Genomic DNA, 21,673 nt, shown 5'->3' on the forward strand with positions numbered 1-21,673 from the left:
CGGTTCCGTCCGGATCCTGGACGCCCGTCCTCATGCGTACGTGTTGTATCTATGCTGTCCTCATGCCGTTCGCGTCCCCCGCTCCGTCCCTCGCCAGCACCGATTCCGCCCCTCTCGCCGTCAAGCAACCCCCCGCCGCCGACCGTGTCTACGCCCACGTCAAACAGGGTGTCCTGGACCGGCGTTACGAAGGCGGAACCCTGCTCACCGAGGGCGAGTTGGCCGAGGCCGTCGGAGTGTCACGGACCCCCGTGCGCGAGGCGCTGCTGCGCCTGGAGGTCGAGGGGCTGATCAGGCTCTACCCGAAGAAGGGCGCCCTGGTCCTGCCCGTCTCCTCGCAGGAGATCGCGGACGTGGTGGAGACCCGGATGCTGGTCGAGCAGCACGCGGTCCGCAAGGTCGTACCGGCGTCGCCGACCCTCATCGCCCGGCTCGAAGAGCTCCTCGACCGGCAGAAGGAGCAGGCCGCCGCGGGCGACCTGGCCGGCGCCGCCGTCACCGACCGCTGCTTCCACGCCGAGATCGTCCGCAGCGGCGGCAACGAGATCCTCTCCCGCATCTACGACCAACTCCGCGACCGGCAGCTGCGGATGGGCGTCGCCATCATGCACTCGCACCCCGACCGCATCGCCAAGACGCTCACCGAGCACGCGGCGATCCTCGACGCGCTGCGCACCGGCGACGCCGAGGCCGCCGCCGGGATCGTCCACCAGCACGTCGACTGGTTCTCCCACCTGGCTCGGGGCGAGGTCCGATGAGCAGCGGTAGCAGCAGTGGTTCCAGTTCCGCCCTCTCCCTTCCCGGTGATCCGCCCGGTGGCCGCCGCGCCCTCGCCGTGTGGGGCATCGGCGTCTCCGTCTACTTCGTCGCCGTCATCTTCCGTACGTCCCTCGGGGTCGCGGGGCTCGACGCGGCCGAGCGGTTCCACGTCAACGCCTCGGCCCTGTCGACGTTCTCGATCCTCCAACTGCTGGTCTACGCGGGCATGCAGATACCCGTCGGCCTTCTCGTCGACACCCTCGGCACCAAGAAGGTGCTGACCATCGGGGTGGTGCTCTTCACCGCCGGCCAGCTCGGCTTCGCCTTCTCGCCCTCCTACGGCACCGCCCTCGCCTCCCGCGCGCTGCTCGGCTGCGGTGACGCGATGACGTTCATCAGCGTGCTGCGGCTCGGCACCCGCTGGTTCCCGGCGCGGCGCGGCCCGATGGTCGCCCAGCTCGCGGGCCTCGCGGGAATGGCCGGAAATCTCGTCTCCACCCTGGTGATCGCGCGCCTGCTGCACGGCATCGGCTGGACGGCCGCCTTCGCGGGCAGCGCGCTCGCAGGGGTCGTAGTCCTCGTCCTGCTTCTTCTGTTCCTGAAGGACCACCCGGAGGGCCACGAACCGGCCCCCTTCCCGCACCGCGGCGCGGCCTACGTCCGCCGTCAGATCGCCGCCTCCTGGCGCGAACCGGGCACCCGCCTCGGCCTCTGGGTGCACTTCACCACCCAGTTCCCGGCGATGGTGTTCCTGCTCCTGTGGGGCCTCCCGTTCCTGGTCCAGGCACAGGGCCTGTCCCGCGCCACCGCCGGCGAACTCCTCACCCTCGTCGTCCTGTCGAACATGCTGGTCGGCCTGGTCTACGGCCAGATCGTCGCCCGGCACCACACCGCGCGGCTGCCGCTGGCGCTCGGCACGGTCGGCGCCACGGCGCTGGTGTGGGCGGTCACGCTCCTCTACCCCGGTGACCACGCGCCGATGTGGCTGCTGATCGTGCTGTGCACGGTGCTCGGTTCCTGCGGGCCCGCCTCGATGCTCGGCTTCGACTTCGCCCGCCCGGCCAACCCGCCGGAGCGTCAGGGCACCGCCTCCGGAATCACCAACATGGGTGGTTTCGTGGCCTCGATGACGACCCTGTTCCTGGTCGGCGTGCTCCTCGACGCGACCGGCGACAACTACTCGATCGCCTTCTCGGTGATCTTCGTCCTCCAGGCGGTCGGCGTCAGCCAGATCCTCCGGCTACGGCGCCGGGCGGCCCGCCGCGAGAGCGAACGGCTCGTGGCGAGCCGGGTGGAGACGGTCCACGTGCCGGCGTAGCCCTGCCGGGGTGGAACGGGTGACGGCTGCTGGTGTCGCCCGGTGCCCCGTCGCCAACTGCCCCTTCTCGCACCGCTCTCACACGACTTTCTTACGCCGGTACGAGGGGTATGAGGGACAGGCGGAGGCGTCGGGCAGCCACATGGCGGCCAACTCGGCCGGGGGCGGAGGGCGTTGCCGGAACCCCGCGTTGATCGCGCACACTCCTGCCGGCGACTCCTCGACGACCCGAACCGAACTCGCCCTGCCGTCCCGCCGGTTCGTGATTCCCGTCCCGCTACTTCGTGACCGTGAAGTTCCGCAGTATCGAAGCCGACAGCTCCGGATCGCCGTCCGCCTTGACCTTGTCCGACACCGAGTCGACGGTGACCCGCCCGCAGGCCAGCCGGACGTACGTCTCCCAGTCGAGGATCAGGGTCGCGGCGGGGCCGAGCGCGGGGGCGGTTTCGAGGGTGCCGCGGCCCTGGATGTCGACGCGGATCGTACGGAGGAACTCGATCGGGCCGTGCACGTCGAAGACGACCGCCGAACTGCGCGGGGCGCCCGAGTCGTCGGCGACCACCTTCGGGAGCGCGGCGAGGAGCACGTCACGGGCGACGTGGGCGCCGGGTGAGTCGAGGTTGCCGGGGCGGCCGAGGGCGGCGCGCAGGTCCTGCTCGTGCACCCAGATGTTGAACGCGTGGGTGCGCATGGACTCTTCGAGCGTGACCTCGGTGCTGACGTGGCCGCGCACCTTCCGGCCGGGTTCCCGCGACTCGTTGCGCAGTTGCCGGTTGCGGCGGATGATCGTGTACTCCAGCTCCGACGTCATCTCCGGCGCCGTGTGGTGGCGGCGTACGTCGACCTGCATCTCCATGTAGCGCTGGTGCTCGTTGCTGACGTGGTAGAGGTCGCGCGGGAGGGTGTGGATGGGGCGCGGGTCGCCGAGCATCTCGTTGTCCAGCCCGATGACATGGGAGACCACGTCACGCACCGACCAGCCCGGGCACGGCGTCCGTCGGCTCCACTCTCGCTCCGGGAGGGGCATCACCAGCTCGGATATCGCTTCGATGGAGTGGGTCCAGGCGTCGGCGTAGGGCTGGAGAGTGGGATGCAGACTCACGGAACGGGACCCCTCGGCGGTCGGTACAGGTCGGGTGGCGGGCGGCGTTGCCAGCGGGAGGTGGCTGTCGGCGGCGTCTTGAAACTTCCCCAATTCTCGGCTGCGCTCGAATCGGGGGGACCCCCAAGTTACGCTGCTGTGAGACACCCCGGCAGTGCTTTCGTGTGACGATCGTAGGCCTGTGTGAACGGCTCGAATGCCAGGACGGTGGTAGTGTGCGCGCCTCTCTCCTTCAAATCGCCGTAGAAGAGGGCGAATCGGCCGATTCTCGCCGGGTTCGGGTGGCGTCCCTCGTCCGTGACCAGGCCGGTGCCGACCTCGTCGTCCTGCCGGAGCTGTGGACGACCGGTGCGTTCGCCTACGAGCGGTTCGCCGAGGAGGCGGAGCCTCTCGAAGGCCCGACCTACGAGGCGATGGCCAAGGCGGCGAGCGACGCGGGCGTGTGGCTGCACGCGGGCTCGATCCCCGAACGGACAGCATCTGACAGCGGCTCCGCCGCGGGCTCGGGCCCCCTCTACAACACGTCCCTCGTCTTCTCCCCCTCCGGTGAACTGGCCGCCGCCTACCGCAAGATCCACCGCTTCGGCTTCGACAAGGGCGAGGCCGTGCTGATGGGCGCGGGCAGCGAGCTGGTGACGGTCCGTCTGCCTCGGACGACCCTTGGTCTTGCCACCTGCTACGACCTCCGTTTCCCCGAACTCTTCCGCGGCCTCGTCGACGCCGGCGCCGAGACCCTGGTCCTCCCCGCCGGCTGGCCCGAGCGCCGCCGCTCCCACTGGACCCTGCTGGCCCAGGCCCGCGCGGTCGAGAACCAGTCCTTCGTCCTCGCATGCGGAACGGCCGGCACCCACGCCGGAGTTCCCCAGGCGGGTCACTCGATCGTGATCGACCCCTGGGGCGAGGTCCTCGCGGAGGCGGGCGCGGGGGAGGAGATCCTGACGGTGGACTTCGACCCGGGGAAGGTCGCCGTGACCCGGGAACAGTTCCCGGCGCTGAAGGACCGGGTGCTGGGGCTGGAGCGTCCGCGGGGCGCGAGCTGAGCGACAGAATGAACAGAACGAACAGGACGGACCCTGGCCGCACTTGAGCGCCTGCGGCGGAGTACCCGCAGGGCCGCCGACCAGGACGGTCCCCGAGCCCCGGCAGGCCCCGGATCCGCCGGACAGGCCCTAGTCCTCCCGCTCCTTCTCCGCCAGGTGGATCACGCAGACCGCCACCGCGATCAGCAGCGCCGCGTCCGCGTCCTCCCGGACGATGTCGACGCCGTAGGTCTCCCGGATGTGGAGCCAGCGGCGGGAGATCTGGGCGAGGAGTTCGCCGTCGTAGTCGACGCCGAACTCGCGGTCCAGGATCTTGCCGCTGACGTCCAGTTCGGTGCCGTCGACCAGGGACACCTTGTAGTGGTTGCGCAGCAGGGAGAACCGCTTGTGTCTGATGGTCGCCAGGGGCTCACCGTCCCGTTCGATGACCATCGTGTCGCGCAGGGCGAGCATCTTCTTGTGGATGTCGATGAGCACGCGCCCGTGCGTGTCCTTCAACTCGAAGGTGTCCCGGATGCGCATGGCCTTGCCGTCGACCAGGAACACCTTGTTGCCGTTCTGGTCCTCGATCCAGTAATCCTCACCGAAGCCGAGGATCCGATCGCGTACGAGGAATCTCATGACATTACGGCTTCCCCGGCAGCCGGTCCGAAACGCCGCCGATAGGCCGACGGGCTCAATCCGGTCTCCTTCCGCAGCCGTACGCGCAGGTTCGCCCCGGTGCCCAGACCGCACCTCGCCGCGACCACGTCGAGCCGTTCCTCCCCGCGCTCGATCAGCCGGCACGCCAGCGCCACCCGCTCCCCGGTCAGCCAGGCGAGCGGCGTCGTCCCGAGCTGCGAACGGAAGCGTCGGTGCAGGGTCGCGGGGGAGACGGCCGCGCGGGTGGCCAGTTCGGCCACCGTCAACGGCTCGCCCAGCCGCTCCTGCGCCCACGCGAGCAGCGGCGCGAGCGACTCGTCGGGCACATCGGGCAACGGCCGCTCCACGAACTGCCGTTGTCCACCGTCCCGGTGAGCCGCGAAGACCAGCCTCCTGGACACCGCGTTGGCGATCTCGGCGCCATGGTCCCGCCGTACGACATGCAGCCCCAGGTCGAGCGCGGCGGCGCTGCCGGAGGCGGTGAGGATGTCGCCGTCGTCCACGAAGAGGACGTCCGGTTCGAGCCGCACGCGCGGGTGCAACATGCGGAAACGGTCGGCCCACATCCAGTGCGTGGTCGCCCGGCGCCCGTCGAGCAACCCGGCCTCGGCGAGCGCGAAGCTCCCGGTGCACAGGCTCATGACACGGGCCCCGCGCGCGTGGGTGCGCCGGATGGCGTCCAGGACGGCGGCCCCGCGCGGTACGACGTTGTCGGGCCGCCCCGGCACGACGAGGGTGTCCGCCGTATCCACCGCGTCGAGACCGTGCGCTCCGGTGAGGGTGAAGAACCCGTGGTTCATCCGCACCTCACACGTGGGCGTGCACACCAGGACCTCGTACAGCGGCCCGGGGAGCCCGAGTTCAGGCCGGGGCAGCCCGAACAATTCGGTGGCGACACCGACCTCGAAGGGATTGGTGCCTTCGTCGACGATCACGGCGACCCGGTGCGGACGGGTGGGCGGGCGCTGAGAGGATCCTTGCGGCATGTGCGATTCCTAGCACTCGTCCGCCGGATACGACACCCCGCACGCTGACCTCATGGAACCCATCGCGCTCTCTGCCGCCCTCGCCTCCTTCACCGACCGGTGGAGCCCCCGCATCGTCACCACCGTCAACGACTACGACGTCCGCGTCGCCAAGGTCGAGGGCGAACACCTCTGGCACACCCACGACCACACCGACGAGTTCTTCCTGGTCCTGGAAGGTGAACTGCACATCGCCCTGAGGGAGCCGGCGGGCTCGGGCGAGCGCACGGTCGTCCTCCCCAAGGGCTCCGTCTTCACGGTCCCGCGCGGCACGGAACACAAGCCCTACGCCCCCGTCCCCAGCGAGATCCTCGTCCTCGAACCCACGGGCACCCTCTCGGTCGGCGACCACCACGAGGAGGTCCCGGACCACGTGGACGCCACGACGGGGCACGCGCTGGCGTGACTGTCAGTGGGGGGTGGCACTCTTGATCCATGACCGACGCATCCCCGGCACCCGCTCCCCGACGAGCCCGCGTCCGCGCCCCCCAGCTCACCGGCAAGGGCGGCTGGCTGAACACGGGCGAGAAGCAGTACACCCTCGCCGACCTGCGGGGACGCATCGTCATCCTGGATTTCTGGACCTTCTGCTGCATCAACTGTCTGCATGTTCTGGACGAACTCCGTGAGCTGGAGGAGAAGCACCGGGACACGGTGGTGATCATCGGGGTGCACTCGCCGAAGTTCGTGCACGAGGCGGAGCATCAGGCGGTCGTCGACGCGGTGGAGCGGTACGGCGTTGAGCATCCGGTGCTCGACGACCCGGAGTTGGCGACCTGGAAGCAGTACGCCGTCCGCGCCTGGCCGACGCTCGTCGTCATCGACCCGGAGGGGTACGTCGTCGCGCAGCACGCGGGCGAGGGGCACGCGCACGCCATCGAGCGGCTGGTGGCGGAGCTGGAGACCGAGCACGCGGCGAAGGGGACGCTCCGGCGCGGAGACGGGCCGTATGTGGCACCCGAGCCGGAGCCCACCGTGCTGCGTTTCCCGGGCAAGGCGATCGCCCTGCCCGGCGGCACCTTCCTGGTCAGCGACACCACCCGGCACCAACTGGTCGAGCTCGCGGCCGACGGGGAGAGCGTCGTACGGCGGATCGGTTCCGGGGCGCGCGGCTTCGGTGACGGGACCGCCGACTCCGCCACCTTCAACGAACCGCAGGGGCTCACCCTCCGAGAGGACGGCTCCGTCGTCGTCGCCGACACCGTGAACCACGCCCTGCGCCGCCTCGACCTCGGCACCGGCGCCGTCACGACCCTCGCCGGTACGGGCCGCCAGTGGATGCAGGGCGAGCCCACCTCGGGCCCGGCCCGCGAGGTCAGCCTCTCCTCCCCGTGGGACGTGGCCGAGTGGCAGGACAGGATCTGGATCGCCATGGCGGGCGTCCACCAGCTCTGGGCCTACGACCCCGCCACCGACACGGTCTCCGTCACCGCAGGCACCACGAACGAGGGGCTCGTCGACGGACCCGGCCCCGAGGCCTGGTTCGCCCAGCCCTCCGGACTCGCCGCGACCGCCGACCGGCTGTGGCTGGCCGACTCCGAGACGTCCGCCCTGCGCTGGGTGGACCCCGACGGGGCCGTCCACACCGCCGTCGGCACCGGCCTCTTCGACTTCGGGCATCGTGACGGATCCGCCGAACAGGCGCTGCTCCAGCACCCGTTGGGCGTCACCGCGCTCCCGGACGGCTCGGTCGCGATCAGCGACACGTACAACCACGCCCTGCGCCGCTACGACCCCGCGACCGGCGAAGTCACCACGCTGGCCACGGACTTGAGGGAGCCGAGCGACGCCGTGCTCGTCGGTGACGAGATCCTGGTCGTCGAGTCGGCCCGGCACCGGCTGACCCGGCTGCGCCTGCCGGAGGAGGCGGTGCGGGTCGAGTCCGTCGCCCATCGCACCCGGCGCGCGGCCACCGAAGTCGCCCCCGGCGAGCTGGAGTTGGACGTCATCTTCCAGGCCCCGGCCGGGCAGAAGCTCGACACCCGCTACGGCCCCTCGACCCGGCTGCTCGTCTCCGCGACCCCGCCCGAGCTGCTCGTCGGCGGGGAGGGCGCGGGCACGGACCTGAACCGCATCCTGACGCTCAACCCGGCCGTGCCGGAAGGCGTGTTGCACGTGTCGGCCATGGCGGCCTCGTGCGATGAAGACCCGGCCGGGGGTACCGACGGGTCGAAGACTGGGGGAGGGTACCCCGCCTGCCATGTCCACCAGCAGGACTGGGGCGTCCCGGTCCGCCTCACCGAGGGCGGGGCGGACCGGCTCCCCCTCGTGCTGGCCGGCATGGACGACCGAGGCGACGGGGCCGACCAGGACGCCTGACACGGGGCCCATAAAGACACCCGGATATCGGGAGAGGGCCCGGGGCTGCCTCTCCCCGGGCCCTCAACTGCACGAAGTCTTCACGAGGTTCGCACAATCGCGCACCGCGCAGCACGTCATGGGTTGCTCATGTTTGGCTGTTTATGTCCCATGCGGGGGATTCGACCCGAGTGTGGACTACGCCCAGGTATCCACCGCCGAGGGATCCGGTCAGGCGGGGCTCAGGCGCCGTAGCCACCGCGGTAGCCGCGCGTCTCGTCGTCCTCGACGACGGTCGTCTGACCCGGTATCACCACGCGTCGGCGCCGGGCCATGCTGGCGAAGGTCACGACCCCGATCAGCCCGACGATCATGAGAATGACCCCGACCAGGTCGAGATTGACCCCCTGCATGTGCCAGTCGGTCGCGAACGTGAGGATCGCGCCGACGGCGATGAGGATGATGCATCCGCCCAGGCCCATGAGTGTCGCCTCCCTGTCCGGTCCGGTCGGCCCGGTCCGCCTCCGGGTACCCGGGAAGGCAACACCCATGCGCCACAGGGGAGTTGACTAACCCTCCAGAAACGCCACCAGCGCGTTGGCCAGCAGGTACGGGTCCTGGTCGCCGCAGAGTTCGCGGGCGCTGTGCATCGAGAGGATCGCCACGCCGATGTCGACGGTCTTGATGCCGTGCCGGGCCGCGGTGATCGGGCCGATCGTCGTGCCGCACGGCATGGAGTTGTTGGAGACGAAGGTCTGGAACGGCACGCCGGCCTTCTCGCAGGCCGAGGCGAACACCGCGCGGCCCGAACCGTCCGTGGCGTAGCGGTTGTTGACGTTGACCTTGAGGATCGGACCGCCGTTGACCCGCGGGTGGTGCGTCGGGTCGTGCCGCTCCGCGTAGTTCGGGTGCACCGCGTGACCGGTGTCGGAGGACAGACAGACGGTCCCGGCGAAGGCCCGCGCCCGGTCCTCGTACGACCCGCCGCGCGCGAACACCGAGCGCTCAAGGACCCCGCCGAGCAGCGGCCCGTCCGCGCCCGTGTCGGACTGCGAGCCGTTCTCCTCGTGGTCGAAACCGGCGAGCACGGGGATGTACGGCAGGTCCTCGCGGGCGGCGGCGGAGGCGAGCGCGGCCACGCCGGCGTGCAGCGACAGCAGGTTGTCCATGCGCGGACCGGCCACCAGGTCCTGGTCGCGGCCCAGGTAGGCGGGCGCCTCCACGGAGTGCGTCATCAGGTCCCAGCCGGTGACCTCGCCCGGCGCGAGCCCCGACTCCTCCTCCAGGAAGGCGATCAGGTCGCCGTCGTGGACGTCGTCGCCGAGGCCCCAGATCGGCTGGAGGTGCCGCTGCTTGTCCAGCTTGAGCCCGTCCGCCGACACGGAACGGTCCAGGTGGATGGCGAGTTGGGGCACCCTGAGCAGCGGCCGGTCCACGTTCACCAGGCGGGTCGAACCGTCCCGCAGGGTCAGCCGGCCGGCGAGGCCGAGATCCCGGTCGAGCCAGGAGTTGAGCAGCGGTCCGCCGTAGATCTCGACGGCGACCTGGCGGAAGCCGTGCGCGCCGGTGTCGGGACGCGGCTTGACCCGCAGGTTCGGGGAGTCGGTGTGCGCGCCGACGATGCGGAAGGGGGTGTGGGGGGCCGCACCTTCGGGGACGAACCAGGCCACGATCGCGCCACCGCGCAGCACGTACTTGCCGCCGCTCGTGCCGTCCCAGGCGTCCGTCTCGGCGACCTGCCTGAAGCCCGCCTTCTCCAGCCGCTCGGCGGTGTTCGCCACGGCGTGGTACGGCGTGGGACTCGCCGCCAGGAAGGTCAACAGGTCGTCGGTGTGGCCGCGGTCGAAGCGGGATGGTTCGCTCATGGGATTCACCTTAACGACGTACGAGGGCCCGCCCCCGGCGTCGGGAGCGGGCCCTCACAAGGGCGATGTGGGGTTTCGCGAAGCTGTACCGGTGTTGTCCTGGAACGTGTTCCGCGGTCGCCTAGAAGGCTGCCTCGTCCAGCTCCATCAGGTCCAGTTCTACGCCCTCGGCGACCTTGCGGGCCAGGGTGAGGCCCGGCAGAACGTTGGCCGCGAAGAACTTCGCAGCCGCGATCTTGCCCGTGTAGAACGGCTTGTCCTTCGCGGAGGCCGTCTCCAGTTTCTCGACGGCGATCGCCGCGCCCTTGAGGAGCAGGTAGCCGACGACGACGTCGCCGGAGGCGAGCAGCAGGCGGGTGGTGTTGAGGCCCACCTTGTAGATGTTCTTGACGTCCTGCTCGGTCGCCGCGAGGTCGGTGAGCATCAGTCCGACGATGGCCTCCAGCTCGACGGCCGCCTTGGCGAGGTGCTCGCGGGCGCCCGCCAGGTCCTCGCCGCCCGTGCCCAGCGCGAGGAACTTCTTGATGTCCTCGGCGAGGGAGTTGAGGGCGGCGCCCTGGTTGCGGACGATCTTCCGGAAGAAGAAGTCCTGGCCCTGGATCGCGGTGGTGCCCTCGTACAGGGTGTCGATCTTGGCGTCCCGGATGTACTGCTCGATCGGGTACTCCTGGAGGAACCCGGAGCCGCCGAAGGTCTGGAGCGACTGCGCGAGCTGCTCGTAGCCCTTCTCGGAGCCGTAGCCCTTGACGATCGGCAGGAGGAGGTCGTTGAGCGCGTGCTCGGTGGACGTGTCCTCGCCCTCGGCCTCCTTGACGGCGATCGCGTCCTGGATCGACGCGGTGTACAGCACCAGGGCGCGCATGCCCTCGGCGTACGCCTTCTGCGTCATCAGCGAGCGGCGCACGTCCGGGTGGTGCGTGATGGTGACCTTGGGCGCGGCCTTGTCGCCGAAGGCCGCGAGGTCGGGGCCCTGGACGCGCTCCTTGGCGTACTCAAGGGCGTTGAGGTAGCCGGTCGAGAGCGTCGAGATGGCCTTCGTGCCGACCATCATGCGGGCGAACTCGATGATCCGGAACATCTGGCGGATGCCGTCGTGCTTGTCGCCGATCAGCCAGCCCTTGGCGGGGTGCCGGTCGCCGAAGGTCATCTCGCAGGTGTTGGACGCCTTGAGGCCCATCTTGTGCTCGACGTTGGTGGCGTAGACGCCGTTGCGCTCGCCCAGCTCGCCGGTCTCGACGTCGAAGAGGAACTTCGGCACGAGGAAGAGGGAGAGCCCCTTGGTGCCGGGGCCCGCGCCCTCGGGCCGCGCGAGCACGTAGTGAAGGATGTTCTCCTCCATGTCGTGCTCACCGGACGTGATGAAGCGCTTGACGCCCTCGATGTGCCAGGAGCCGTCGTCCTGCTGGACGGCCTTGGTACGGCCCGCGCCGACGTCGGAACCCGCGTCGGGCTCGGTCAGCACCATGGTCGAACCCCAGGTCCGCTCCACCGCGAGCCGCGCGATCCCCTTCTGTACGTCGTTGCCCTCGTCGTAGAGGATCCCGGCGAAGGCCGGCCCGGAGCAGTACATCCACACGGCCGGGTTCGCGCCGAGGATCAGCTCGGCGTACGACCAGATCAGGGAGGGCGGAGCCGTCGTACCGCCGATGGCCTCGGGCAGCCCCAGCCGCCAGTACTCGGACTCCATGAAGGCCTTGTAGCTCTTCTTGAAGGAGGCGGGCACCGGCGCGGTGTTCGTCTCCGGGTCGAAGACCGGCGGGTTGCGGTCGGCGTCGGCGAAGGACTCCGCCAGCTCGTTCTCCGCGAGGCGGGTCAGCTCCGCCAGGACGCTCTTCGCGGTGTCCGTGTCCATCTCCGCGAACGGACCGGTTCCGTACAGCTTGTCGCGCCCGAGGACCTCGAAGAGGTTGAACTCGATGTCGCGGAGATTCGACTTGTAGTGCCCCATGGCGACGACTCCGTAGAAAGATCCGTAGAGATATGTACAACGAGACGTGTACTAAGCAGTAGCTACGATGATGCTACCCGTCGGTAATAAGACGCAACCCCAAGCCGTCCATCTGTGACTCGTTACTCTTGCGGGCATGTACGGCTACGACCAGAACGTGGGTGCCCAGCAGGGGTACGTCCCGCCCCAGCAGCAGATGGCCGGCGGCGTGGGCGGTTACGGCCAGCAGCCGCCGCTCTATCCCGAGCCGTCCCCGCCCTCGCTCGCGGACGCGGTGCGCGCGTTCACCACCGGGCAGATGGCGGCCGAGGACTTCCAGCAGGTCTTCGCGACCTCCAAGGTGTACTGCCCGCGCGGCGACAACCCGGGCTTCCTCGCGCTCCACAACACCCAGCAGCCGGTGATCCCGATGTTCACCTCGCTCAAGGAACTGCGCCGTTACGCCGGCAAGGAGTCCAAGTACTTCGTGATCACCGGCGCCGAGGTCATCGACCTGCTGCCGACGGGCTACGGCTTCGTCGTCGACATGGAGGGCGAGCACCGGATGGTGTTCGACGCGAAGGCGGTCGAGCAGATGGTGGAGTTCGCGATGCGCAGGATGTACGGCTGAACACTCACGACGCACGGCCGACGTCCATCGCCCCGTCACACGGAATGCCCGGAGGGAATGCCCTCCGGGCTTCTTCTGTTGTGGGGTAGCAGAAAGTTCAACGCTCAACTAAACTCGACGCACAAGGAGGTCCCGACATGCCTGCAGTGACCGTAGAGAACCCGCTGACCCTGCCCCGCGTGGCCGCGCCGGCCGACGCCGTGGCACGTCCCGTGCTCGCCGTCTCGACCGCGCCCAGCGGTTTCGAGGGTGAGGGCTTCCCGGTGCGCCGCGCGTTCGCCGGGATCAACTACCGCCACCTCGACCCGTTCATCATGATGGACCAGATGGGTGAGGTGGAGTACGCGCCGGGCGAGCCCAAGGGCACCCCGTGGCACCCGCACCGCGGCTTCGAGACCGTCACCTACATCATCGACGGCGTCTTCGACCACCAGGACTCCAACGGCGGTGGCGGCACCATCACCAACGGCGACACCCAGTGGATGACGGCGGGCGCGGGCCTGCTGCACATCGAGGCGCCGCCGGAGTCGCTCGTCGTGTCCGGCGGGCTCTTCCACGGCCTGCAGCTGTGGGTGAACCTCCCGGCCAAGGACAAGATGATGCCCCCGCGCTACCAGGACATCCGCGGCGGCCAGGTCCAGCTGCTCACCACCCCCGACGGCGGCGCGCTCCTGCGCGTCATCGCCGGTGAGCTGGACGGCCACCAGGGTCCCGGCATCACGCACACGCCGATCACGATGATCCACGCGACGGTGGCACCGGGTGCGGAGGTCACGCTGCCCTGGCGCGAGGACTTCAACGGTGTCGCGTACGTCCTGGCGGGCAAGGGCTCGGTCGGTGCGGAGCGGCGCGCGATCCACATGGGCCAGACCGCGGTCTTCGGCGCGGGTTCGTCCCTGACCGTCCGCGCGGACGAGCAGCAGGACGGGAACACCCCGGACCTGGAGGTCGCGATCCTCGGCGGCCAGCCGATCCGCGAGCCGATGGCGCACTACGGCCCGTTCGTCATGAACACCCGCGAGGAGCTCCAGCAGGCGTTCGAGGACTTCCAGAAGGGCCGGCTGGGGACGATCCCGGCCGTGCACGGGATGGGTGAGGGCGGCCTGTAAGCCTCACCGGAGCGGAAGTAACCGGAGCGGAAGTACCCGAAGCCCCGTCCAGGTCTGGACGGGGCTTCGGGCTTGCCGGGCTCGTCGGCTTGGTTCCGGGACCGGGCGGTGCTCAGATCCATGTCGAGAACGTGCCCCCGGCTCCGTCCCAGGGGCATCAGCGGGTAGCGCGGGGAGCCCCGGGAAAAAGGGAGTGGATCAGCATGGCGATTCAACGCATGGACAACGTAGGCATCGTCGTCGACGACATGGACGCCGCCATCGCGTTCTTCGTGGAACTCGGTATGGAACTGGAGGGCAGGGGGGAGGTCCAGGGCCCCTTCGCCGACCAGTGCACCGGACTCGACGGCGTCCACTGCGACATCGCGATGGTCCGGACCCCGGACGGCCACAGCCGCCTGGAACTGGCGAAGTACCGCAGCCCCGAGGCGACCGGCGCCGGTCCGCGCGACCGGCCGCACAACATCCTGGGCACCCACCGGGTGATGTTCGCCGTCGACGACATCGAGGACACGGTCGCCCGCCTGCGCCCGCACGGCGCCGAACTCGTCGGCGGGATCGCCCGGTTCGAGGACAGCTACCTCCTCTGCTACGTCCGCGGCCCGGAGGGCATCATCGTCGGACTGGCCGAGCAACTGGGGTGAGGCCCGCACGTCCGATCGCCACGTCAAGGGGCGAGGGACGTGTCCTCCGCGCACACCGGTTCCTCCTCGACCGGTTCGCGCAGGAACGCCGAGAGCAGCATCGCGAGCACCGGCACCGTGGCGAGTACCGCGAGGGCGCCTCGGGGACCGTAGTGCGTCGCGATGAGGCCCAGCACGGGCATGAACAGTCCGCCGGCGCTCATCGCGAGGCCGAGGGTGACGCCGGCGGCGGTGCCGGGGCGGCTGGGCAGGTAGTCCTGGCCGAGCTTGATGAGGACGGCGAACGGGATGTTCGAGATCAGGCCGACCAGCAGCGCGAGGGGCAGCGCGGCGTACCTGTCGTCGCAGATCAGCATGAGCCACAGGGCGGGCAGCATCGCCGCGTTGCCGATCTGGACGGTGCGCACCATGCCGACGCGGTCCGCCAGCCGCCCGCCGAGCAGCGTGCCGGCCACTCCGCCGCCGAGTTCGAGTGTCAGGGCGAGACCGCCGAGGCCGCTGCTCGCCTCCAGGTGGCGGATCCAGTACAGCGAGATGAAGGTGTTCAGCCCGGTCGAGATGGTGGACCGTACGACCTCGACGGCGGTCAGGGCCGCGAACCGGCCCGGCCGGTCCCTGCCCCGGCGCCGGACCGCTCCGACCGCCGTGGCGGATGCGCGGTCGTGGTGGCGGAACAGGACGAAGCCCATGAGGACGGCGGGTGGGACGAAGAGGGCCGTGGCGCTCATCCCGAGGGTGTCCAGGGCCGGTGTGACCAGTGCCGGGGCGACGAAGAAGCCGACGCTGCCGCCCGCGGCGAAGTAGCTCATCGCGGTGGCGCTGCCCCCGGCCGCGCGGCGTGCGTCGCGGCCCGCGGGCGGGTGGAACATCGCGATACCGACACCGGCCGTCAGCAGGAGGGCGAAGACCAGCGGGTAGGAGGGCGTCAGTCCGGACAGGCCCGCCCCGACACCCGCCATGGTGACCCCCAGCGGCGACATCCAGCGCAGCCGGAACCGGTCGGCGAGCAGGCCGATCGGCACCTGCGGCAGCGCGCTGCCGAGCGTCGCCGCGAGCGCCAGCCCCGAAGCCTGCACATAACTGAAGTCCCGCTGCAGCACGAAATAGGGGACCGCGGCGGGTACGAGTCCCTGGTAGAAGTCGTCGACCGCGTGGGCGCTCGCCCAGATCCGCATCCGGCGCCAGTGCCCGGGCGGACCACCCGCCTCACGGGGAGTGTCTGTTTCCTGGATGGCTGTCACGCATCCACGATGGGCGGGGACACCCCGGGCGCGCTTCCCGTATTCTGCCTATCCATGTCGCAGATCCGCCACGAGCCCGTCACACCGACCACCACCCGGTTCCTCGGCGGCGGCGAGACCATCGCCCGCCACCGCCACGACGACCACCAGCTGATCTACGTCAGCTCGGGCGTGCTCGCGATCACCACGGAACACGGCTCCTGGATCGCCTCGGACGACCGCGCCGTGTGGATCCCCGCGAACACCTGGCACGAACACCGCTTCCACGGCCGGAGCCGCTTCCACACCATCGGCTTCCCCGCCCGCGGCAGGACGCCCCTGCTCGACGCCGAACGCCCCACGGTCATCGCCGTCGACCCTCTGGTGCGCGAACTGCTGATCGCGCTCGCCGGCACCACCCTCACCCACACCGAGAACCGGCACATCGAGACAGTGCTGCGCGACCGGCTGCGCCGTGTGACGGCCGAGCCCGTCGCCCTGCCCGCGGCCCGCGACCAACGGCTGGCCGACGCCTGCCGCCTCGTCGAAGAGGACCTGCACGAGCCCTGCACCCTCGCCCAGCTTGCCGACCGTGTGCACACCAGCGAGCGCACCCTCTCCCGCCTGTACCGCGACGAGTTCGGCATGACCTTCCCGCAGTGGCGCACCCGGGTCCGGATCTTCACCGCGATGGTCATGCTCGCCGAGGGCGCCACGGTCACCGACACCGCCCACGCCTGCGGATGGGCGACGACCAGCGCCTTCGTCCAGACCTTCGCCCGGACGGCGGGCATCACCCCCGGCACCTACCGCGCGGGCATGGACGGACCGCGGCGGGAGCCGTGAAGGCCTGACCCGCCGTCACCCGGGCGGCCCGTCCCGCCGGGCCCGCCCGCCCGACGCGTGATCGGGTGGGAGCGTGCAGCTACTCCCCGTTCCCGTACGGCGGTTCGCCGCCTGGTGTGCCGTCCTGCTGCTGGTCTCCGGGGTCGGCTACGTCGGGATCCGGCTCTGTGCCGAGTTGAAGACCGCGGTGACGCCCGTGCTGCTCGCGCTGCTCGGGACCGCGCTGCTCGGGCCGTTGTACAGGCGGTTGGTGAAGGCCAAGGTCAATCGGTCGGTGGCCGCCGGGGTCACCTGTGTCGCGGTCGTCGCCGTGGTCGGTGGGGCGGTGTACATCGTGGTGGCCGCGCTGATCGACACCGGGGACCAGATCGTGTCCTCGCTCAAGGACGCGGGGAACTCCCTCGCCGACCACTTCGGGGCCGCCGGCACCTCGGTGGACGACCTCGCCTCCAACGCCAAGGAACTGCTCACCAAGTTCGGCGGTACGGCCGCCTCGAACGTCATCAGCGGGGTCAGTGTCGTCGGCGAGACCATCGCGATGGCCGTCCTGGCACTGCTGCTCGTCTTCTTCTTCCTCCGCGACTCCGACCGTGCCGCCGGGCTCCTGCGTTCGCTCGCCCCGCGCGACAACGCCGATCTCGTCGAGGCCATGGCCCGCCGTGCCTTCGAGGGCGTCGAGGGATTCATGCGGGGGACCACCGTCATCGCCCTCATCGACGCCCTCTGCATCGGCATCGGGCTGCTCGTCCTGGACGTGCCGGGGGCGTTCGGCCTGGCCGCGCTCGTCTTCGTCGGGGCGTACATCCCCTACCTCGGCGCGTTCCTCTCCGGGGCCGTCGCCGTGCTGGTCGCGCTCGCCGACCGGGGTGTCGTCATCGGGCTGTGGGCGCTCGGGGTCGTCCTCGCCGTGCAGGTCCTTGAGGGCCATGTGCTCCAGCCGATGATCCAGAGCCGGACCGTGCAGATGCACCCGGCGGTGGTGATGATCGCGATCACCGCGGGCGCGTCCGTGGCCGGAATCCTCGGCATGCTGCTCGCGGTGCCGCTGACCGCCGCCGCCTTCGGGGTCGTCCACGAACTGCGGGAGCGTTACGCGTCCCAGGACCCGAACTCCGAGACGCCGGCCGGGCCTTCACCCGCCGTGTCCCCGTCGCCGTCGGACTCGTAGAGCTCGAACCAGATGCTCTTGCCCTCGCCCCTGGGGTCCACGCCCCAGGTCTCGGCGAGGAGTTCGATGAGGAGCAACCCCCGCCCGGAGGACGCCAGTTCACCGGGGTGCCGCTTGTGCGGGAGGTCGTCGCCGGCGTCCGTGACCTCGACCCGCATCCGCCGCTCACCGGCCTCGCCGGTCACCTCGGCGGTCAGCAGGGCGTCGGCGTCGGTGTGGACGAGGACGTTGGTGAGCATCTCGGAGACGAGCAGGACCGCCGAGTCGACCTGGTCGGCGCCGGTCCAGTCGTGGAGGAGTTCGCGCAGCTGCTGGCGGGCCACCGCGATCCGCTCGGGCTCGGCCTGCGCGACCGTGAGCACCGTACGGCGGATCTTCGGGGGGACGGCCGTCGTGTCGCCGCAGCCGCAGGCCTCGCCCTCGCGGGACAGCAGGAGTACGGCTATGTCGTCCTCGCGGCGGTCCGCGAGCGGGCCGGTGGTGTGGTGCGAGGAGGGCCCGTGGACGGCCTGGACGAGCGCGTCGGCGAGTTCCTCCAGGTCGCCCCTGTGGTCCTCCAGGATCGTCCGGATGCGCTGCCAGCCCGTCTCCAGGTCGTGGCCGCCGGTCTCGATCAGCCCGTCCGTGCACATCAGCATGGTCTCGCCGGGCTCCAGGGCGAGCGTGGTCGTCGGGTAGTCGGCGTCCGGGTCGATGCCGAGCGGCAGTCCGCCCGCCGTGGACCGCATCAGCACCGTCCCGTCCGCCATGCGTATCGCCGGGTCGGGATGGCCGGCGCGGGCGATCTCCAGGACCCCGGTCGCCGGGTCGGCCTCGACGTACAGGCAGGTCGCGAAGCGCGGGTCGGCCTTCTCCGCGTCGCCGTTGGTGATGCCGTGCAGGAAGCGGGACGCGCGGGAGAGCACGGCGTCCGGGCGGTGGCCCTCGGAGGCGTAGGCGCGCAGGGCGATGCGGAGCTGGCCCATCAGTCCGGCGGCGCGCACGTCGTGGCCCTGTACGTCACCGATGACGAGGGCGATACGGCCTCCCCCGGGCAGCGGGATCATGTCGTACCAGTCGCCGCCGACCTGGAGCCCGCCGCCGGTCGGGATGTAGCGGGCGGCGACGCTCATGCCCGGGATCTCCGGGCCCAGCGTGGGCAGCATCGAGCGCTGGAGGCCGTCGGTCAGTTCGCGCTCGGACTCGGCGACACCGGCGCGGGACAGGGCTTGCGCGAGCATACGGGCGACCGTGGTGAGGACGGACCGCTCGTCGGGCGTGAAGGCGACCGGGTAGGTGAAGGCGGCCATCCAGGCGCCCATCGTTCGCCCGGCGACGGTCAGGGGCAGGAACGCCCAGGACTGCCGGTGGAAGTGCTGGGCCAGCGGCCAGGTGACCGGGTAGCGCTCCTTGTACTGCTCGGGCGTGGACAGATAGACGGCACGGCCCGTCCGTACGACCTCGGCGGCCGGGTAGTCCGTGACCATCGGCATGTGCGAGAACGGGTCCTCGTCGCCCGGCTGATGCCCGTGGTGGCCGACGATCGTCAGCCGGTCGCCGGACACCCCGAACACCGCGAGGCCGTCCGGTGAGAAGCCCGGCATCGACAGGCCCGCCGCGACCCGCAGCACCTCCGCCGTGGACCGTGCCTCCGCGAGCGCCCGGCCCGCGTCCAGCAGGAACGCCTCCCGGGACCGTCGCCAGTCACCGGTGACCGCGGTCCGCCCGGCCGGTGTGCCCGGCGTGGGCTCGGTGACCTCCTGGAGGGTGCCGATCAGCTCGTACGACCGCTTCTGGGGGTTGTAGGACGGCTTGGAGCGGCTGCGGACGACGCGGATGACCCGGCCCCGCTCGTCCATGATCCGGATGCGGACCTCGGCGAGGGTGCCCTCGGCGACGGCCAGCCCGACGACCCCCGTGATCTCGTTCCAGTCCACGGGGTGGAGTCGGGCCCGTGTCTGGGCCTCCGTGAGAGTGGTCTGTTCGGGGGGCAGCCCGAGCAGCCGTGCGGCCTCGGCGTCCACCGTGACCAGCTCCGAGGCGGTGTCCCAATGCCACAGACCGGTCGCGAGGGCGGCGAGTACCTCCCCCACGGCGGGCAGGGGCTCACCAGTGCGCATTGCCCCACTCTAAGAAGAGGAGATCGAAACCTGCCACCGAGGGAGCCCGGAGTTAATGGTGGGGAGGCGATCTGTGGGTGGCCGGTACCCTTGGGACGTCCGGGCTCCGGCCCCGGATGTTTCACGTGAAACACTCCCCGATCCGCGAAGGCTGGATGAACGACGATGCATCGGTACAGGTCCCACACCTGCGGCGAGCTCCGCGCCTCTGACGTCGGCACCGACGTCCGGCTGAGTGGCTGGCTGCACAATCGGCGCGACCTGGGTGGCATCCTCTTCATCGATCTGCGCGATCACTACGGCATCACGCAGCTCGTCGCCCGCCCCGGCACGCCCGCGTACGAGGCCCTCGACAAGGTGACCAAGGAGTCGACGGTCCGCGTCGACGGCAAGGTCGTCTCCCGCGGCACGGATAACGTGAACCCGGACCTGCCGACCGGTGAGGTCGAGGTCGAGGTCGGCGAGGTCGAGCTGCTCGGCGCCGCCGCTCCGCTGCCCTTCACGATCAACACCGAGGACGGGGTCAACGAGGAGCGGCGCCTGGAGTACCGCTTCCTGGACCTGCGCCGCGAGCGCATGCACCGCAACATCATGCTGCGGTCCTCGGTCATCGCCTCGATCCGCTCGAAGATGGTCGCCCTCGGCTTCAACGAGATGGCCACCCCGATCCTCTCCGCGACCTCCCCCGAGGGCGCGCGCGACTTCGTGGTCCCCTCGCGCCTGAACCCGGGCAAGTTCTACGCCCTTCCGCAGGCGCCGCAGCAGTTCAAGCAGCTGCTGATGATCTCCGGCTTCGACCGCTACTTCCAGATCGCGCCCTGCTTCCGGGACGAGGACGCCCGCGCGGACCGCTCGCCGGGCGAGTTCTACCAGCTCGACGTCGAGATGAGCTTCGTGGAGCAGGAAGACGTCTTCCAGCCGATCGAGAAGCTGATGACGGAGCTGTTCGAGGAGTTCGGCGGCGGCCAGCCAGTCACCTCCCCCTTCCCGCGCATCCCGTTCCGCGAGTCGATGGTGAAGTACGGCTCCGACAAGCCGGACCTGCGCGCGAAGCTCGAACTCACCGACATCACGGACGTGTTCGAGGGCTCGGAGTTCAAGGCCTTCGCCGGCCGGCACGTCCGCGCGCTGCCGGTGCCGGACGTGGCGGCGCAGTCCCGCAAGTTCTTCGACCAGCTCGGCGACTTCGCGGTCACCCTCGGCGCGAAGGGCCTGGCCTGGGTCCGCGTGACCGAGGACGGCTCGCTGACGGGCCCGATCGCGAAGTTCCTCACGGAGGAGAACATCGCGGAGCTGACGAAGCGCCTGTCGCTGGCCCCCGGCCACGCGGTGTTCTTCGGCGCGGGCGAGTTCGAAGAGGTCTCGAAGATCATGGGCGCGGTGCGCGTCGAGGCCGCCAAGCGTGCCGGGCACTTCGAGGAAGGCGTCTTCCGCTTCTGCTGGATCGTCGACTTCCCGATGTACGAGAAGGACGAGGAGACCGGGAAGATCGACTTCTCGCACAACCCGTTCTCGATGCCGCAGGGCGGTCTGGAGGCCCTGGAGACCCAGGACCCGCTGGACATCCTGGGCTGGCAGTACGACATCGTCTGCAACGGCGTGGAGCTGTCCTCCGGCGCGATCCGGAACCACGAGCCCGACATCATGCTCAAGGCCTTCGAGATCGCGGGCTACGACCGTGACACCGTCGAGGAGCAGTTCGCCGGCATGCTGCGCGCGTTCCGCTTCGGCGCCCCGCCGCACGGGGGGATCGCCCCCGGCGTCGACCGCATCGTCATGCTGCTCGCGGAGGAGCCGAACATCCGCGAGACGATCGCGTTCCCGCTCAACGGCAACGCGCAGGACCTGATGATGGGCGCGCCGACGGAGCTGGACGAGACGCGGCTGCGCGAGCTGCACCTGTCGGTGCGGAAGCCGCAGCCGAAGTAGTGCCGAAGTAGCACGGTCCGGCCGCAGGTTTTCCTGTGGGAGGGGCTCGAA

19 protein-coding genes are annotated in these 21,673 nt (G+C 70.2%); 11 read left to right on the plus strand and 8 right to left on the minus strand.

All coding sequences use genetic code 11. From position 1 onward, the window contains the following. Positions 1 to 62 precede the first annotated feature (62 nt). Together OG226_RS25670 and OG226_RS25675 are read left to right on the plus strand one after the other, a co-directional pair. Entirely contained in the window at positions 63 to 758 is a 696-nt protein-coding gene (locus OG226_RS25670) for a GntR family transcriptional regulator (RefSeq protein ID WP_329350143.1), read from the plus strand. Further along, a complete protein-coding gene (locus OG226_RS25675; protein ID WP_329350144.1) occupies positions 755 to 2,077 on the plus strand; it encodes an MFS transporter in 1,323 nt (440 codons plus the stop codon). The genes OG226_RS25670 and OG226_RS25675 overlap by 4 nt, the downstream gene beginning before the upstream one ends. Positions 2,078 to 2,354: 277 nt before the next feature. Here the strand turns inward: OG226_RS25675 and OG226_RS25680 are convergent, their stop codons facing one another. Further along, entirely contained in the window at positions 2,355 to 3,179 is an 825-nt protein-coding gene (locus tag OG226_RS25680; protein WP_328681252.1) for a maleylpyruvate isomerase family mycothiol-dependent enzyme, read from the minus strand. A 215-nt stretch (positions 3,180 to 3,394) separates the two neighbouring features. On the opposite strand from OG226_RS25680, the gene OG226_RS25685 reads away from it, so the two are divergent. Continuing rightward, a complete protein-coding gene (locus OG226_RS25685; protein ID WP_329350145.1) occupies positions 3,395 to 4,219 on the plus strand; it encodes a carbon-nitrogen family hydrolase in 825 nt (274 codons plus the stop codon). Positions 4,220 to 4,348: 129 nt separating this feature from the next. On the opposite strand, the gene OG226_RS25690 is transcribed toward OG226_RS25685, so the two are convergent. Continuing rightward, entirely contained in the window at positions 4,349 to 4,840 is a 492-nt protein-coding gene (locus OG226_RS25690) for an LURP-one-related/scramblase family protein (protein WP_327402723.1), read from the minus strand. Further along, positions 4,837 to 5,847 carry a GlxA family transcriptional regulator gene (locus OG226_RS25695; RefSeq protein WP_329350146.1) on the minus strand — a complete coding sequence of 337 codons (1,011 nt, stop codon included), beginning with the start codon at positions 5,845 to 5,847 and terminating at the stop codon, positions 4,837 to 4,839. The genes OG226_RS25690 and OG226_RS25695 overlap by 4 nt, the downstream gene beginning before the upstream one ends. Before the next feature lie 52 nt (positions 5,848 to 5,899). Here OG226_RS25695 and OG226_RS25700 point away from each other — a divergent pair, with 52 nt between their 5' ends. Both OG226_RS25700 and OG226_RS25705 read left to right on the plus strand, forming a co-directional pair. Beyond that, the gene (locus OG226_RS25700; RefSeq protein ID WP_329350147.1) at positions 5,900 to 6,292 is read left to right on the plus strand and encodes a cupin domain-containing protein; all 393 of its coding nucleotides are present in this window, start codon (positions 5,900 to 5,902) and stop codon (positions 6,290 to 6,292) included. A gap of 29 nt (positions 6,293 to 6,321) precedes the next feature. Then, positions 6,322 to 8,205 carry a thioredoxin-like domain-containing protein gene (locus OG226_RS25705; RefSeq protein ID WP_329350148.1) on the plus strand — a complete coding sequence of 628 codons (1,884 nt, stop codon included), beginning with the start codon at positions 6,322 to 6,324 and terminating at the stop codon, positions 8,203 to 8,205. A 221-nt stretch (positions 8,206 to 8,426) separates the two neighbouring features. Here OG226_RS25705 and OG226_RS25710 read toward each other — a convergent pair whose 3' ends face one another. The 3 genes from OG226_RS25710 to OG226_RS25720 form a co-directional block, all read right to left on the minus strand. Next, the gene (locus OG226_RS25710) at positions 8,427 to 8,666 is read right to left on the minus strand and encodes a DUF6458 family protein (protein ID WP_328681240.1); all 240 of its coding nucleotides are present in this window, start codon (positions 8,664 to 8,666) and stop codon (positions 8,427 to 8,429) included. Between the two features lie 87 nt (positions 8,667 to 8,753). Beyond that, positions 8,754 to 10,049 carry a M18 family aminopeptidase gene (locus OG226_RS25715; RefSeq protein ID WP_329350149.1) on the minus strand — a complete coding sequence of 432 codons (1,296 nt, stop codon included), beginning with the start codon at positions 10,047 to 10,049 and terminating at the stop codon, positions 8,754 to 8,756. A gap of 121 nt (positions 10,050 to 10,170) precedes the next feature. Further along, positions 10,171 to 11,997: an acyl-CoA dehydrogenase gene (locus tag OG226_RS25720; protein WP_329350150.1), complete on the minus strand. Its 1,827-nt coding sequence runs from the start codon at positions 11,995 to 11,997 to the stop codon at positions 10,171 to 10,173. Between the two features lie 136 nt (positions 11,998 to 12,133). Here OG226_RS25720 and OG226_RS25725 point away from each other — a divergent pair, with 136 nt between their 5' ends. From OG226_RS25725 to OG226_RS25735, 3 genes are all read left to right on the plus strand, one after another. Next, complete coding sequence (locus tag OG226_RS25725) at positions 12,134 to 12,607, plus strand: SseB family protein (RefSeq protein ID WP_019073480.1); 474 nt, start codon at positions 12,134 to 12,136, stop codon at positions 12,605 to 12,607. 137 nt (positions 12,608 to 12,744) lie between these two features. Then, complete coding sequence (locus OG226_RS25730; RefSeq protein WP_078622785.1) at positions 12,745 to 13,716, plus strand: pirin family protein; 972 nt, start codon at positions 12,745 to 12,747, stop codon at positions 13,714 to 13,716. Between the two features lie 203 nt (positions 13,717 to 13,919). Beyond that, a complete protein-coding gene (locus OG226_RS25735; protein ID WP_328681228.1) occupies positions 13,920 to 14,360 on the plus strand; it encodes a VOC family protein in 441 nt (146 codons plus the stop codon). Positions 14,361 to 14,383: 23 nt separating this feature from the next. Here the strand turns inward: OG226_RS25735 and OG226_RS25740 are convergent, their stop codons facing one another. Further along, positions 14,384 to 15,535: an MFS transporter gene (locus tag OG226_RS25740; protein WP_329353509.1), complete on the minus strand. Its 1,152-nt coding sequence runs from the start codon at positions 15,533 to 15,535 to the stop codon at positions 14,384 to 14,386. 120 nt (positions 15,536 to 15,655) lie between these two features. On the opposite strand from OG226_RS25740, the gene OG226_RS25745 reads away from it, so the two are divergent. Together OG226_RS25745 and OG226_RS25750 are read left to right on the plus strand one after the other, a co-directional pair. After that, positions 15,656 to 16,426 carry an AraC family transcriptional regulator gene (locus OG226_RS25745; RefSeq protein ID WP_329350151.1) on the plus strand — a complete coding sequence of 257 codons (771 nt, stop codon included), beginning with the start codon at positions 15,656 to 15,658 and terminating at the stop codon, positions 16,424 to 16,426. Between the two features lie 73 nt (positions 16,427 to 16,499). Beyond that, complete coding sequence (locus OG226_RS25750) at positions 16,500 to 17,594, plus strand: AI-2E family transporter (RefSeq protein WP_328681224.1); 1,095 nt, start codon at positions 16,500 to 16,502, stop codon at positions 17,592 to 17,594. On the opposite strand, the gene OG226_RS25755 is transcribed toward OG226_RS25750, so the two are convergent. Beyond that, positions 17,516 to 19,693: a SpoIIE family protein phosphatase gene (locus OG226_RS25755; protein ID WP_329350152.1), complete on the minus strand. Its 2,178-nt coding sequence runs from the start codon at positions 19,691 to 19,693 to the stop codon at positions 17,516 to 17,518. The two genes, OG226_RS25750 and OG226_RS25755, sit on opposite strands and share 79 nt — an antisense overlap. 165 nt (positions 19,694 to 19,858) lie before the next feature. Here OG226_RS25755 and aspS point away from each other — a divergent pair, with 165 nt between their 5' ends. Then, entirely contained in the window at positions 19,859 to 21,622 is a 1,764-nt protein-coding gene (aspS, locus tag OG226_RS25760; protein ID WP_328681220.1) for an aspartate--tRNA ligase, read from the plus strand. The last annotated feature ends 51 nt before the right edge of the window (positions 21,623 to 21,673 follow it).

Origin of the sequence: Streptomyces sp. NBC_01261 (genome assembly GCF_036226385.1) — a bacterium.
GTDB lineage: Bacteria > Actinomycetota > Actinomycetes > Streptomycetales > Streptomycetaceae > Streptomyces.

What these genes read in the sequence shown, in the direction of transcription:
- OG226_RS25745 (WP_329350151.1), top strand. Translation starts at nt 15,656, where the DNA reads ATGTCGCAGATCCGCCACGAGCCCGTCACACCGACCACCACCCGGTTC.
- OG226_RS25705 (WP_329350148.1), top strand. Translation starts at nt 6,322, where the DNA reads ATGACCGACGCATCCCCGGCACCCGCTCCCCGACGAGCCCGCGTCCGC.
- OG226_RS25725 (WP_019073480.1), top strand. Translation starts at nt 12,134, where the DNA reads ATGTACGGCTACGACCAGAACGTGGGTGCCCAGCAGGGGTACGTCCCG.
- OG226_RS25715 (WP_329350149.1), bottom strand. Translation starts at nt 10,049, where the DNA reads ATGAGCGAACCATCCCGCTTCGACCGCGGCCACACCGACGACCTGTTG.
- OG226_RS25755 (WP_329350152.1), bottom strand. Translation starts at nt 19,693, where the DNA reads ATGCGCACTGGTGAGCCCCTGCCCGCCGTGGGGGAGGTACTCGCCGCC.
- OG226_RS25735 (WP_328681228.1), top strand. Translation starts at nt 13,920, where the DNA reads ATGGCGATTCAACGCATGGACAACGTAGGCATCGTCGTCGACGACATG.
- OG226_RS25710 (WP_328681240.1), bottom strand. Translation starts at nt 8,666, where the DNA reads ATGGGCCTGGGCGGATGCATCATCCTCATCGCCGTCGGCGCGATCCTC.
- OG226_RS25695 (WP_329350146.1), bottom strand. Translation starts at nt 5,847, where the DNA reads ATGCCGCAAGGATCCTCTCAGCGCCCGCCCACCCGTCCGCACCGGGTC.
- OG226_RS25730 (WP_078622785.1), top strand. Translation starts at nt 12,745, where the DNA reads ATGCCTGCAGTGACCGTAGAGAACCCGCTGACCCTGCCCCGCGTGGCC.
- OG226_RS25700 (WP_329350147.1), top strand. Translation starts at nt 5,900, where the DNA reads ATGGAACCCATCGCGCTCTCTGCCGCCCTCGCCTCCTTCACCGACCGG.
- OG226_RS25675 (WP_329350144.1), top strand. Translation starts at nt 755, where the DNA reads ATGAGCAGCGGTAGCAGCAGTGGTTCCAGTTCCGCCCTCTCCCTTCCC.
- OG226_RS25670 (WP_329350143.1), top strand. Translation starts at nt 63, where the DNA reads ATGCCGTTCGCGTCCCCCGCTCCGTCCCTCGCCAGCACCGATTCCGCC.
- OG226_RS25720 (WP_329350150.1), bottom strand. Translation starts at nt 11,997, where the DNA reads ATGGGGCACTACAAGTCGAATCTCCGCGACATCGAGTTCAACCTCTTC.
- OG226_RS25690 (WP_327402723.1), bottom strand. Translation starts at nt 4,840, where the DNA reads ATGAGATTCCTCGTACGCGATCGGATCCTCGGCTTCGGTGAGGATTAC.
- OG226_RS25740 (WP_329353509.1), bottom strand. Translation starts at nt 15,535, where the DNA reads ATGCGGATCTGGGCGAGCGCCCACGCGGTCGACGACTTCTACCAGGGA.
- aspS (WP_328681220.1), top strand. Translation starts at nt 19,859, where the DNA reads ATGCATCGGTACAGGTCCCACACCTGCGGCGAGCTCCGCGCCTCTGAC.